The organism is Pseudoalteromonas sp. G4, from assembly GCF_028875915.1.
In the GTDB taxonomy this organism is placed as follows: Bacteria; Pseudomonadota; Gammaproteobacteria; order Enterobacterales; family Alteromonadaceae; genus Pseudoalteromonas.
Genome location: NZ_JAPEHW010000051.1, coordinates 1 through 13,727 on the forward strand (window position 1 = coordinate 1; position 13,727 = coordinate 13,727).

Here is a 13,727-nt window from a genome sequence, read left to right on the forward strand (position 1 = left end):
CTTTCTAAGGCAAGCGTTCATTAAGTGGCACTGGCATCTAACAATCGGCAGCAGGCGGACAGCCTACACTACGCGGTTTTGTGTTACTCGCTGCGCTCAAACATTAACACAAAACCGCTCCGTTACGGCTGCCGCTGTGCCGGGCGTTATGTGCTTTCTCTAAAACAAGCCAGATTCACTGAAACTTTCTTCTGGCTGGCCGCATCGGTCGTTTCGAATTAGCCACCTTTAAAATGCCGTTTTGATGCCTTATTTTGGCTAAAACGGGGTGTTTTAAGTTTCTGTTTTTATTGGTTTTGTTTTTGTTGAGAACTTTCAGGTGAGCCAGTTGCAAAACGTCTCTTTTAGCGTGATTTTTTTGGCTGAAGAAAAAAAGGAAGGATGTGGGTGGCCGTTTCCGGCAAAATGTCGTTCACCACAAACTCATTTGAGCACCCACAAGATGAATGCTACGACGCCCCATCAAATTATGCAACGCTGGAATACGGTTCAATTTCAATTACTGCCAGATCTATTGTCCGATAGCGATGTGCTGACCCCGACATTAGAAAAGCTTATCCACACCCTAGAATGGGCTCGAATCGAAGAGTTTGTCTGTGCTTCTCGAACGGCTATAGGTCGTATACCCCATGAACGCAGCTGGATAGCAAATGCTTTCATTGCCAAGGCCGTACTTGGACTGACCACCACGGTTCACTTGATTGAGCGATTGACCATAGATCGAACTCTACGACGCATCTGCGGTTTCCCATGCCACAAAAAACTGCCATCAGAATCCACTTTTTCTCGTGCTTTTGATGAACTTGCTGAGGCTAAGCTGGCAGAACGCGCTCATGACGCTTTTGTAAAAGCTCATTTCGCAGACCGATTGATTGGCCATATCAATCGTGACGGGACGGCTATTGAGGCAAGAGAGCGGCCAGTGAAAAAACCAAAAGAATCAGAAAAAGGCAAACCAAAACGAGGACGACCATGCAAGGGGCAAGAGCCGGTGCCTAAGCTCAATATCGCACGTCAGCGTTCTCAAAGCCTAGATGAAATGCTGAGCGAGATTCCTAAACAATGTAGCCGTGGTGCGAAAAGTAACGCACAAGGTTATAAAAACAGTTGGAATGGCTACAAGCTGCATTTGGATATCGCAGATTGCGGTGTGCCAATCTCTGCTTTGTTATCATCTGCCTCGATGCATGATAGCCGAGCAGCCATTCCGCTGTCCTATCTCAGCAATGATCGAGTGACTAACTTATACGACCTAATGGATGCGGCATACTGTAGCCAAGAACTACAAGAACATTGTCGAAGCTTAGGGCATGTACCGCTGATAGATCATAATGCCAGAGGCGGCATAAAAGAGGAGTTCGAGCCTGCGGATAAAGTACGTTATCGAGAGCGTTCAGCGGCAGAACGAGCCAATGCTCGTCTAAAAGATGAATTCGGTGGGCGAAATATCTGGGTACGAGGACCGACTAAGGTCATGAGCCATTTAATGTTTGGAATCCTAGCGCTGAGTGTGGATCAATTGCTGCGCTTGCGGCGATAAGAAGAACAGGTACCCAAAGAGACTCAGTATGATTCTGGTTGAAATCAACCGGAAGAGATCAGTGTTAACCAAAAAAGAGCGAAAGCGCATGATACCGCTACCAAAGTAGATATCTCCCTGAAAGCAGGGTATGAATGGCTAAAAAACAACTATTTATACGATGGGATAGTTATTCACAGGCTTGAAGATTGTGGATTTTGCAAGAGGCTCAGGTAAATGATAGTCTTCAAATCAAATGTTTTTTGGAGCCACAGCATGGAAAAATCAAAGCAATTATATAATCAAGTGAACTTCTCACATCAGGACTTGCAAGAACATATCTTTAGCAATTGTACTTTTATACATTGTAATTTTAAGCGCTCAAACCTCCGAGATACACAGTTCATTAACTGTACTTTCATAGAGCAGGGGGCATTGGAAGGGTGCGATTTTTCTTATGCTGATCTTCGAGATGCTTCATTTAAAAACTGTCAGCTTTCAATGTCCCATTTTAAGGGGGCAAATTGCTTTGGTATTGAACTGAGAGATTGTGATCTTAAAGGAGCAAATTTTAGTCAAGTTAGTTTTGTAAATCAGGTTTCGAATAAAATGTACTTTTGTTCTGCATACATAACAGGTTGTAACTTATCCTATGCCAATTTTGAGCAGCAGCTTATTGAAAAATGTGACCTGTTCGAAAATAGATGGATTGGTGCAAATCTTCGAGGCGCTTCATTTAAAGAATCAGATTTAAGCCGTGGTGTTTTTTCGGAAGACTGCTGGGAACAGTTTAGAGTACAAGGCTGTGATTTAAGCCATTCAGAGCTTTATGGTTTAGATCCTCGAAAGATTGATCTTACGGGTGTAAAAATATGCTCGTGGCAACAGGAACAGTTACTGGAGCAATTAGGGGTAATCATTGTTCCTGACTAAGCGCAAGATTCGGCTACGCACATAACAAACGCTTTAAGACGGATTCGCAACGTTTGGCGGTTTTAGTTTGAATTGGCTTTTGTATTTACGGTGTAATAATTGAGTGTTGTGGTAGCGTTGCTCACCACTTAAGCGGGCGTTAGCCCTCAGGAGGAAAAATGAAAATATCCATTATGGCAGCTGTTTCCGAGAATGGAGTAATTGGCTCTGGATTGGATATACCTTGGCATGTACAAGGTGAGCAGCTCCTGTTCAAAGCTATGACTTACAATCATTGGCTTTTAGTCGGTCGTAAAACTTTCGACTCAATGGGTAAACTTCCGAATAGGAAATATGCTGTGGTTACTCGTTCTGAAATGGTCTCGAATGATCCTGATGTTGTTTATTTCACAAGCGTTGAATCGGCATTAGCTTACTTAGACAATACGACAGCACATGTCTTTGTTTCTGGTGGTGGTGAAATTTACAAAGCATTAATCGAACAAGCAGATGTTATCCATCTTTCAGTGATTCATAAGCACATCTCTGGCGACGTGTTTTTCCCTTCAGTTCCACAGAGTTTCAAGCAAACATTTGAGCAAAGTTTCAGTTCAAATATTGATTACACATACCAAATTTGGGCAAAGGGCTAACAAACTGTTCAAGAGTGATTCGCAACGCGTGGCATTTTCACTATGCGTTGGTTTTAGTGGTTAAGGTGGTTTTCGGAAGCGTCGGTATTACGTTGCTCACACCTTAACAGGGCGTTATATCCATGAAGTAAAGTGCCACACGTTTTTGTGTGGCAGAGCATAAATATATAGTTAGGCTACTTTATAAACATCACCATTTTTTAGGTGGATTCGAAAGCTCCCGTTACATTGTCGACATCGTGCTGGTGATGAACCGTGCCCATTTTTGATACCTACATTAAATGTACCAGTACAACCACAACGTGGACATGAAACTACTACTTTACCGTTGTTTGCCATTTTAGTTACCTCAATCTGAACATTTGCACTTATGGTGTGTTGTTCTATTAATGGTGTCAATGACGGTTATTATCTTTGCTGCATTCAATCAGTGATATAACAAGCGTTTAAGCGAGATTCATGCCGCGTGGCATTTTTGGCATGCGGCGTTTTGGGTGGTGGGAGTGACCATAAAAAGGGAACCTAAAGATCGCTTAGGTTTGGAATACGAAACGACAGGAGACTGTCAGTTTAAGTCTTTTAAAGGAATAACCTCGAGCAGCCTTTGAGTCGCGCTATAACAAATTGTTCAAGAGTGATTCGGCACTCGTGGAGATTAGAAATCTGGTGTTCATTATTGGTTATATGTTAAATAGCCCAGAAAGTACCTCAAAACACCTTACAGAAACGTCTCAGACAATCTAAGTCCGTTTTTAAGCACTTACTATTTCCTATTGACCCATAAATCGGGCTGAAAGTTTGTGACGCTTTTCAGGCGATTTACAGGGCAAAAATCAGCAGGTTTATTTAAAACAAAAAACGCCCTCTAAGGCGTGTTTTTGTCATTTTTATTGGCAAGCTGCTTGTCGCACCATGCAATAATTTGATCTGCTTTCAATGTCATAACGCCTACAAGCATCATTCCTAAGATGGGGTTCTAGGGATTTTCCCCTCTAAAAAGACTTAATCCTCTGTAGACCACACCAATAAATGGCTGCGGAGGTGGGTTACTACTTATAAGTGTGGCAAATTAGGTAAATATCGTACATTTAATACGGAACAGCCCTGATATGGCCATCAAAAACGAAATTACTATTCTCACGAGAGCAGAACAGGCAGATCTTTATTCCCCACCCATTTTTTCAATCGAAGAACAACGTCTGTACTTTTCTCTGAACGATGCGGAATTGGCAGTTTTTCGGTCAATTCGTCTCAGAGCTCATAGATGTTACTTTGTCGCGATTTTGGGATACTTCAAATCAAAGCCCGTCATCCTAGATATCGCTTACTCGCAGGTTTCTAAGGATTTAATGTTCATCAGTAAAGAGCTGCTTGGCGGCAAGGGGCTCAGACCATTCACTCCCTCACAAAAACAAAAAGATCGACTCTACGCAAAAGTATTAGACCTTGCTGGTTATCACAAATGGGACGAAAGTCAGCACTTCAATTCTCTTTTCGACCACCTTGTTCAGGTGGGCAATGCCTGGCTGGAGCCGCGTTACCTCTTTGATACTGCTATTGAATTCCTAACCAGTCACAGCATTGCTATCCCTAGGTACACCGTACTCCAGAGACTGATAAGCAGAGCGATGCAGCAGGTCAGAAAAGACCTGGCGCACCAACTTAATCAACTCACCAGTCCTGAACTTCACGTCTTTCTGGACAGCATAACAGCCATTGATGACGGACTAAGCCTGAACCAGCTCAGAGGCGGTGCAAAAAGTCTGACCGTACCTGAACTTAAAAAAGAGCTTGCCCTTTATCATCAGTTAGCGCCATGGCGCACGCAAATCAATGGCGTTATCGATGGGCTTAATCTGTCTCTTAAAAATCGACAACACTTCGGTGAGCTCATCAACTATTACGGTAGTAAACTCAAACGATTCAAACGCGCACAGCAGCATCTATGGTTGCTATGTCACCTGACAGAGCGGATACAACTGGCACTGGAACGGTTAACTGATGGGTTCATTTACCATATCCGCAAGCAACAAGAAGCTGCCAACACCTTTGCACAACAAGCAGTGTTCCTGTCCTGGCAGTCAGCCGCGGACAATGTCACGAAAGCGGCAGAGTTACTGCATCTGTTTGTGGATGAGAACATTGATGATAATCAACCCTTCTCAGTAGTCAGACAACAGGCATTGAAGGTCATGAATGACAGGGATATCCAGACCCTCTGCCTTTACCTGAAAAAACAGAAACGGACCGTGGAAGAGTACCAGTGGCAACATTACGATGAACAATGCAATCTCCTGGAGCAACTGTTAAGGCAGGTGTTCTTGTGCCTTGAATGTGAGGCCGGTAAAGGCTCAGAAGCCGTCGTCGCCCAACTTCAACAGATGCAGACGGAAATCGCATTCGGTGGACCACTGAAGACGATGGATACGTCGCTCATCCCGAAAAAGCACCTCCCATGGTTGGTTAAACAGGATAACGTTAACCCGCAACGTTACGAATGGCTGCTCTACCGGCAGTTAACCTCACGACTGAATGGACGCATTTATTTGCCAAATGTTACCAAATACCGCGCACTGGAAGACGACCTGATCCCCCAGACATCGCAGGATACCTTGCTGGCCTCATCAACACTGGACAGACTAAAACAGCCCGCAGAGTTATTGTTACAGGAGAAACAACACCGGCTGGAAAGTGCACTCAAAGACGTTGCTCTCCATATTGATGAGGGAGACAATCGAAATGTGATCATGAAAAATCGTACCGGTACCCGCTGGCGTCTGCCGACCAAAAGCGCTACATCTCTGGTCAACAATCCCTTTTTTAAGCGAATGCAACCGGTCGGTATCGCGGATGTACTGCGGTATGTAGAGCGCGAAACCGGGTTCATGAAATGTCTGACTCATGTACTTCCGATACAAAAACAAGGGTTCACTCATCAGGATGATTTACTGGCCATTCTGATTGCCAACGCCACTCACCGTGGTGTGTATGGCATGGCGCAGATCTCCGATCGAAGCTATGAACACCTGAGTACGGTGCAGGCCAACTATATCCGGCCTGAAACGCTGCATGACGCCAGCGACGTGATCAATAATGCGGTTGCAGCGCTACCCATCTTCCGCCACTACCATATTCAGGAGGACCAGCTGCATGCCAGTGCGGATGGTCAGAAATTCGAAACCCATCTGGAAACCTTTAAAACCCGGTACTCCTCTAAGTATTTCGGCACCAACAAAGGGATCACGGCCATGACACTGGTGGCCAACCACAGCGCCCTCAATGCTCGGATCATCGGTTCCAACGAGCACGAATCACACTATATTTATGACCTGTTACAATCCAACAGCAGTGAAATCAAACCTGACGTACTCTCGACAGATACACACGGTGTCAATCATGTTAACTTCGCCTTACTGGATCTATGCGGTTACAGTTTTGCACCGCGATACGCGCAGTTCAGTAGTGTCATCAATGATCTGTTTGATGTGACTGAAAGTGAACAAGGCAGCACCATACTGGCGCTAAAGAAGCCTATCAGAACGAATGTTATTACAACGGGATGGCAAGATATCAGGCGTATTGTTCTGTCACTTCAGACAAAGCGGACGACACAAGCAATGCTGGTAAGAAAGTTGTCTGGTTACCCTTCTGGACACCCAATATTACAGGCTCTGACGGAGTATAATCGACTGGTTAAAGCGCAATATTTACTTGACTACATCGACGATGCCAGTTTGCGGCAGTATGTGCAACGTGCCCTGAACCGGGGAGAAGCATGGCACTTCCTTAGACGAGCCATTGCGTCGGTGAATGGTGATCAGTTCCGTGGCAAAAACGAGTCTGAAATCGCTATCTGGAATGAATGCGCAAGATTGCTTGCCAACGCGATCATCTACTTCAACTCCGCGATACTGAGTCATCTTCTGGGACACTTTGAAGCGAGAGGAGATGAAGAGAAAGCGGGTATCACTCGTGCTGTTTCGCCCGTTGCGTGGCAAAATATCAACTTAAGCGGAACGTATAACTTCACTAATACTGGGAAATTGCCCAATATTGGCGAAATAACAAGGCCGATAGTGGATGATTAGGCTCCAAGCTGAAAGTAAACCACCTCCGCAGCCATTTATTGGTGTGGTCTACAGAGGATTATGTCTTTTTAGAGGGGAAAATCCCTAGAACCCCACCTTGAGACAGAACGCGCCTTGGTCAGAATCCCAGTCGCTGGGCGGGTTTGCGCCTACGCTCTTGACCCCCACGAGGTCTGGAAAGGGTACGACAACGCCAAAGAATACGCGGCCTTCGTGACCAAGACGCTGGTCAACAAGGACGGCGATATTAAGCGCCGGATCATGTCGATGTTTAGCCCAGAGGAACGCCCAGACGACAGGGAGTGACGGGCACTGGCTGGCAATGTCTAGCAACGGCAGGCATTTCGGCTGAGGGTAAAAGAACTTTCCGCTAAGCGATAGACTGTATGTAAACACAGTATTGCAAGGACGCGGAACATGCCTCATGTGGCGGCCAGGACGGCCAGCCGGGATCGGGATACTGGTCGTTACCAGAGCCACCGACCCGAGCAAACCCTTCTCTATCAGATCGTTGACGAGTATTACCCGGCATTCGCTGCGCTTATGGCAGAGCAGGGAAAGGAATTGCCGGGCTATGTGCAACGGGAATTTGAAGAATTTCTCCAATGCGGGCGGCTGGAGCATGGCTTTCTACGGGTTCGCTGCGAGTCTTGCCACGCCGAGCACCTGGTCGCTTTCAGCTGTAAGCGTCGCGGTTTCTGCCCGAGCTGTGGGGCGCGGCGGATGGCCGAAAGTGCCGCCTTGCTGGTTGATGAAGTACTGCCTGAACAACCCATGCGTCAGTGGGTGTTGAGCTTCCCGTTTCAGCTGCGTTTCCTGTTTGGGGTCGTTTGCGGGAAGGGGCGGAATCCTACGCTAAGGCTTTGGCCAGCGATATTCTCCGGTGAGATTGATGTGTTCCCAGGGGATAGGAGAAGTCGCTTGATATCTAGTATGACGTCTGTCGCACCTGCTTGATCGCGGCCGCGATAGCTAGATCGCGTTGCTCCTCTTCTCCATCCGCGTTCCAAGCTGCGGAAAGGCACCCATAAGCGTACGCCTGGTCGAGCAGGCGACGCGGATCGACGTCCAGCGCACGAGAGAATGCGTCCGCCATCTGTGCAATGCGTCTAGGATCGAGACAAAGGTCGTCTCTGTCAGCCGGATCGTAGAACATATTGGCGGCGCCAAAGCCCACTTCACCGACCAGACCGACGGGATCTATCACCAGCCAGCCGCGACTGGAGAACATGATGTTTTCATGATGCAGATCGCCATGTAGCCCACGCAGTTCCGAGGCATTGCTCATCATTTGATCGGCTATAATCGCCGCGTGGACGTAGTCAGTTTGACAACCTGCGTTTTGATCATCGCGCGCCCGCTGAAACAAAGCTGCAAAGCGATCCCGGATCGGGAGAAGGGCAGAAGGCAGGGGTTCCTCAGATGCGGCATACAGCTTCGCCATTAGTTCCGCTGCAATTTCGGTCGCCTGGTAGTCGCCGTGCTCGGCAACGATGTGAGAGAGCATTCGCTCCCCGGCATATTCGAGCAACATCAGATTGTTCTCACGACCGAGCAACCGGACTGCTCCCCTCCCATTGCGCCATACCAGATAGTCGGCCCCGCGCAGTTCATCAGCAATGTCTTCTATAGGTTTCAATCCCTTGACGATTGCAGGAGTCCCGTCTGGCAATGAAACTTTCCAAACGAGGCTGGAAAAGGTGTCCGCAATGAGAACAGGTTGCGAAACGTGCCAATGAGCAGGAAAAACAGGCGGCATGAACATCAACCCCAAGTCAGAGGGTCCAATCGCAGATAGAAGGCAAGGCGTTCGCGGTCGGGGGCTTCGATCCCCAATACATTGAATAGGACAGCGAAGGCGCGCTCTGCTTCATCTGGCGCTGCCCAGTTCTCTTCGGCGTTAGCAATCATGAGTGCCAAATCGGCATAGCGATCTGCTGTTCCGAGCCGCCCAAGGTCGATCAGACCCGTGCATTGAAGAGTTTTAGGGTCCACCATGAAGTTCGGCATGCAGGGATCACCATGGCAAACAACCATATCGGTGCGCTCTTGGTCGAGCCGCACCGGTAGCTCTCGTTCGACACGAGCCAAAAGATCGAGCTGCGGCGTACTCTTGTCCTCGTCCGGTAAGAAGTCGGGATTGACGGCATTGCGGGACACCACATCAACGGCGCGTCCGAACATTCGCGACAGCCTGCGCTCAAACGGACATTGATCAACCGATAGGCTGTGAACAGCGCCAAGTTGCTGCCCCATTGACGGCCACGCTTTGAGCAAATCCGCTCCAGACAGATCAGCCGCCGGTACTCCCGGAATTGCCGTTATCACCAAGCATGCACCCTCCTGTTCCTCCTGCCAGTTGATGACCTCGGGGCAAGCCACACCTCGACCTTTGAGCCAAATGAGGCGGTCACGCTCTCCAGCGAGCTCACCGCGGCGGGAAGCAGGTGCGATTTTCGCGAAGGCATGCCCGTCACCACGTCGAAAAACAAAATCACCAGATTCTCCGCCTCTGACAGGCAACCAGTCAGAATGCGATTCACCAAAAAAAATATTAGTTCGATTCAATGGAGGTTCCTTCAGTTTTCTGATGAAGCGCGAATATAGAGAAATATCCCGAATGTGCAGTTAACGAATTCTTGCGGTTTCTTTCAGCGCCGCCAATACCGCCAGCCCGTCGCGCAAGGGGCGCGGCTCGTGTGTGCGGATGAAGTCAGCTCCACCTGCGGCGGCGGCAAGCTCTGCAGCGAGTGTCGCGGCCCCGACATCCCCCGGACCACGGCCTGTGAGCGCGCGCAGAAAGGATTTGCGCGAAACAGACAGAAGCACCGGCAAATCGAAGCGCAGCCGCAATTCATCGAACCGCGCCAGCACCGAGAGCGAGGTTTCGGGAGCAGCCCCCAGAAAAAACCCCATGCCGGGATCAAGGACAAGGCGGTTGCGTTTGATACCGGCACCCGTCAGCGCCGCGATGCGCGCGTCAAAGAACGCCGCAATGTGATCCATGATGTCGCCAGCGGGTGCCTCGCGCCGATCTGCCTGCCCGTCTTGCACCGAATGCATAACGACGAGTTTGGCAGATGATTTCGCCAATTGCGGATAGAACGCAGCGTCTGGAAAACCGCGAATATCATTGAGATAGGCCACACCACGCGACAAGGCATAGGCTTGCGTCGCGGGTTGATAACTGTCGAGCGAGACGGGAATGCCATCTGCCTTGAGCGCGTCCAGCACCGGCGCGATACGCGCGATTTCTGTGTCGGACGAAACAGGCGCGGCGTCGGGATTGCTGGATGCCGGACCGAGGTCGATCACATCTGCCCCCTCGGCCATCAGCTTACGCGCCTGCGCAATGGCTGCGTCTGGCGCCAGATACCGGCCTCCATCGGAGAAACTGTCCGAGGTTATGTTGACGATGCCGAAAATGATGAGCGATTTATTCATGGGGGCTTCTATAATAATAATAATCGAGCATGAGTCTCATACGGATGCTCGGGTCGAAAGGGAATCCCCAGGCGAGTAACCTGTTTGCGGTGATCCATTAGCTGCAGGAGCAGAATAGCATACATCTGGAAGCAAAGCCAGGAAAGCGGCCTATGGAGCTGTGCGGCAGCGCTCAGTAGGCAATTTTTCAAAATATTGTTAAGCCTTTTCTGAGCATGGTATTTTTCATGGTATTACCAATTAGCAGGAAAATAAGCCATTGAATATAAAAGATAAAAATGTCTTGTTTACAATAGAGTGGGATACAGACACGCTTGATATGTTTGGAGATGGGGTTCTAGGGATTTTCCCCTCTAAAAAGACTTAATCCTCTGTAGACCACACCAATAAATGGCTGCGGAGGTGGGTTACTACTTATAAGTGTGGCAAATTAGGTAAATATCGTACATTTAATACGGAACAGCCCTGATATGGCCATCAAAAACGAAATTACTATTCTCACGAGAGCAGAACAGGCAGATCTTTATTCCCCACCCATTTTTTCAATCGAAGAACAACGTCTGTACTTTTCTCTGAACGATGCGGAATTGGCAGTTTTTCGGTCAATTCGTCTCAGAGCTCATAGATGTTACTTTGTCGCGATTTTGGGATACTTCAAATCAAAGCCCGTCATCCTAGATATCGCTTACTCGCAGGTTTCTAAGGATTTAATGTTCATCAGTAAAGAGCTGCTTGGCGGCAAGGGGCTCAGACCATTCACTCCCTCACAAAAACAAAAAGATCGACTCTACGCAAAAGTATTAGACCTTGCTGGTTATGAGAGAATAACAAGGCCACCCACCGTAACTAGCCTTAAAACCACATCGTGACTAAGCTTTAATCAGTTTTGTTTTTCTATCACAAGGTGATTTTATGGCTGTTCCGCGTCGAAATCAGGTGAGTTTGATTGATACGCCTTTTTATCACTGTATATCCCGTTGCGTACGTCGCGCGTTTTTATGCGGTGAAGATAAAGTTACAGGTAAATCATACGAGCACCGTCGCGCTTGGGTTGAAGAAAAACTACTGCAACTTGCCAAAGTCTTTTGCATTGATATTTGCGCCTATGCCGTTATGAGTAATCACACGCATATAGTACTGCATGTTGATGAAAAAAAAGCAAAACGCCTTACGCAAAAAGCAGTTCTTCTGCGTTGGCATAAACTTTTTAAAGGCAACTTACTCACGCAAAAATACCTCAGAGGCGACAAGCTCGCCCCAACACAACTCATTACGTTAAACGATATGACGAACGCTTTTCGTAAACGGCTCATGGACATTAGTTGGTTTATGCGTGTACTTAACGAAGACATTGCCAGAAAAGCCAATTTTGAAGATAACTGCACAGGTCGCTTCTGGGAAGGGAGATTTAAATCGCAAGCACTCCTTGATGAAGCCGCACTTGCTGCCTGCATGGCGTATGTAGATTTAAACCCAATACGTGCAAAAATAGCCAACACACCTGAACAATCGGATTACACCAGCATTCAACAACGCATTAAAGCCGCGCTAAAAGGTGAGCAACCTAAACCGCTTATGAAGTTTATTGGTAATCCACGAAAACACATGCCAAAAGGCTTACCATTTGAATTAAAAAGCTATCTTGAATTGGTTGAACTCACCGGTCGCATTATGCGCGAAGATAAACGCGGCGCAATCCCACACGATACACTCCCGTTACTCAATCGATTATCTATCAGCCCCGAAAACTGGCTAAAACTCACCACCAAATTCACAAAATCATTTCATGGTGCAGTGGGTAAACCAGAGCATATGGCCGAATACTGCGAACATTTACACAAAAAACGACGACCAAATGTGAGTAATGCTCGGGCTTTGTTGGCTTAAATCGCAAAGCAACCTAACGTAAATATTCAATCAACAAGGTTTAAGCGAAACCCAGGTTGCTGCTGCGTAACTTTTGGCAAAAAACGCTAATCACTTTTCAAAATAAGTCAAAACACACAAAGTTACAGCTCAAAACTCAGATTAAGTTTTAACTTCTAGATATGTAAAAGTTAACGTATATTACTTTTAAAGTGGGTGGCCTAGTTGTAACTGGCCTAGTTGTAACTGTAACTAGCCTAGTTGTAACTAGTTAGTTGAAACAGAAATTGACTGTGTCGTAATCTAGTTTCAACGATTTTTAATGATTACATGGGCAAAGCGATTTGCCTTGGTTATTTGTAGGCTTAAAAATCAAGAACTTAGCCGTGAAGTTGCGGCGCTGAATTTTCTAAAGGATTAGAATGATTATTTATATAGCATTTTTTGCATTGTGTTTATTTATTATTGAACGGTGGATCAACCACAAGCCATTTGTTAAATCTAAAAACTGGTATCTACGTGCAATTGCTTTAAATTTATTAACACTTTTAGTGTTTTACATTGGTTCAATCACTTGGGAGCCTTTTTTTCAGACACTTAATATAGCTAAACCGTTACTGGATATTCCAGCTCCTCTGCAAGGTTTAGTATGCTATATCCTTTTTAATTTCATATTTTATTGGTGGCACCGTATAAAGCATAGCAATAGAACATTGTGGCGATTATTCCATCAAATACATCACAGCCCGCAAAGAATTGAGGTTTTGACTACGAATTATCTACACCCTTTAGATGCAATAAGCAGCCTATTGATTGGTGCTGTGGTCTGTTATGTTTTATTGGGGTTTAATTCAATCGCATCTGCGTGGTTTACCCTTTATTTAGGGTTAATGGGCTACTTTCTACATTCCAACATTAAAGTGCCAAGGTGGTTGGGTTATATAATACAAACACCTCAAATGCATCGAATGCACCATGAGTACAATAAACACAGGTCAAATTATTGTGATATTGTTTGGTTTGACATGCTGTTTGGGACTTATGTTAACCCAAACGATGCAACAATTTGTGATAAGTGCGGCTTTGATGAGAATAATGAACAAAAGCTAAAAGAAATGTTGCTCTTTAACGATGTGCACACCAAAAAATAGCAAGCAAACTACCAAATGAGGTGTTTCAAGCTTGGTTTGTGACAATTATTTGTTAATTTTAGCCAAGCATTAACCCTCATTATACGGGTATTAG

General features: G+C 46.6%; 11 protein-coding genes and 1 pseudogene. 8 read left to right on the top strand and 4 right to left on the bottom strand.

Annotation, left to right across the window (positions count from 1 at the left end; all coding sequences use genetic code 11):
* Positions 1-442 precede the first annotated feature (442 nt).
* The 3 genes from ON073_RS14105 to dfrA all read left to right on the top strand — a co-directional run bounded on the left by ON073_RS14105 (position 443) and on the right by dfrA (position 3,084).
* Complete coding sequence (locus tag ON073_RS14105) at positions 443-1,540, top strand: transposase (protein WP_193291475.1); 1,098 nt, start codon at positions 443-445, stop codon at positions 1,538-1,540.
* 255 nt (positions 1,541-1,795) lie between these two features.
* Positions 1,796-2,452, top strand: coding sequence for a quinolone resistance pentapeptide repeat protein QnrVC1 (locus ON073_RS14110; RefSeq protein ID WP_000415714.1), 657 nt, complete (start codon positions 1,796-1,798; stop codon positions 2,450-2,452).
* Between the two features lie 158 nt (positions 2,453-2,610).
* Positions 2,611-3,084 (top strand): trimethoprim-resistant dihydrofolate reductase DfrA, encoded by a 474-nt coding sequence (gene dfrA, locus ON073_RS14115; RefSeq protein WP_032474819.1) that lies wholly within the window; start codon positions 2,611-2,613, stop codon positions 3,082-3,084.
* A gap of 171 nt (positions 3,085-3,255) precedes the next feature.
* On the opposite strand, the gene ON073_RS14125 is transcribed toward dfrA, so the two are convergent.
* Positions 3,256-3,423, bottom strand: coding sequence for a hypothetical protein (locus tag ON073_RS14125; RefSeq protein WP_274762523.1), 168 nt, complete (start codon positions 3,421-3,423; stop codon positions 3,256-3,258).
* 770 nt (positions 3,424-4,193) lie between these two features.
* On the opposite strand from ON073_RS14125, the gene ON073_RS14130 reads away from it, so the two are divergent.
* Together ON073_RS14130 and ON073_RS14140 are read left to right on the top strand one after the other, a co-directional pair.
* On the top strand, positions 4,194-7,172 hold the full coding sequence (locus ON073_RS14130; protein WP_000985631.1) for a Tn3 family transposase: 2,979 nt from the start codon (positions 4,194-4,196) through the stop codon (positions 7,170-7,172).
* A gap of 417 nt (positions 7,173-7,589) precedes the next feature.
* Positions 7,590-7,994, top strand: a pseudogene (locus tag ON073_RS14140) (IS91 family transposase); the annotation flags it as partial.
* A 106-nt stretch (positions 7,995-8,100) separates the two neighbouring features.
* On the opposite strand, the gene ON073_RS14145 reads toward ON073_RS14140, so the two are convergent.
* From ON073_RS14145 to sul2, 3 genes are read right to left on the bottom strand one after another with little or no spacing between them, the layout of a single operon-like run.
* Positions 8,101-8,937, bottom strand: coding sequence for an aminoglycoside O-phosphotransferase APH(6)-Id (locus tag ON073_RS14145; protein ID WP_000480968.1), 837 nt, complete (start codon positions 8,935-8,937; stop codon positions 8,101-8,103).
* Positions 8,937-9,740, bottom strand: a complete 804-nt coding sequence (gene aph(3'')-Ib, locus ON073_RS14150; RefSeq protein WP_001082319.1) for an aminoglycoside O-phosphotransferase APH(3'')-Ib — start codon at positions 9,738-9,740, stop codon at positions 8,937-8,939. Before aph(3'')-Ib ends, ON073_RS14145 begins: the two co-directional genes overlap by 1 nt.
* A 60-nt stretch (positions 9,741-9,800) precedes the next feature.
* Positions 9,801-10,616, bottom strand: a complete 816-nt coding sequence (sul2, locus tag ON073_RS14155) for a sulfonamide-resistant dihydropteroate synthase Sul2 (RefSeq protein ID WP_001043260.1) — start codon at positions 10,614-10,616, stop codon at positions 9,801-9,803.
* A gap of 470 nt (positions 10,617-11,086) precedes the next feature.
* Here sul2 and ON073_RS14160 point away from each other — a divergent pair, with 470 nt between their 5' ends.
* The 3 genes from ON073_RS14160 to ON073_RS20600 all read left to right on the top strand — a co-directional run bounded on the left by ON073_RS14160 (position 11,087) and on the right by ON073_RS20600 (position 13,633).
* The gene (locus ON073_RS14160; RefSeq protein WP_274762524.1) at positions 11,087-11,485 is read left to right on the top strand and encodes a DUF4158 domain-containing protein; all 399 of its coding nucleotides are present in this window, start codon (positions 11,087-11,089) and stop codon (positions 11,483-11,485) included.
* A gap of 43 nt (positions 11,486-11,528) precedes the next feature.
* Positions 11,529-12,503, top strand: coding sequence for a transposase (locus ON073_RS14165; RefSeq protein ID WP_274762525.1), 975 nt, complete (start codon positions 11,529-11,531; stop codon positions 12,501-12,503).
* Between the two features lie 401 nt (positions 12,504-12,904).
* Entirely contained in the window at positions 12,905-13,633 is a 729-nt protein-coding gene (locus ON073_RS20600; protein ID WP_446728533.1) for a sterol desaturase family protein, read from the top strand.
* The last annotated feature ends 94 nt before the right edge of the window (positions 13,634-13,727 follow it).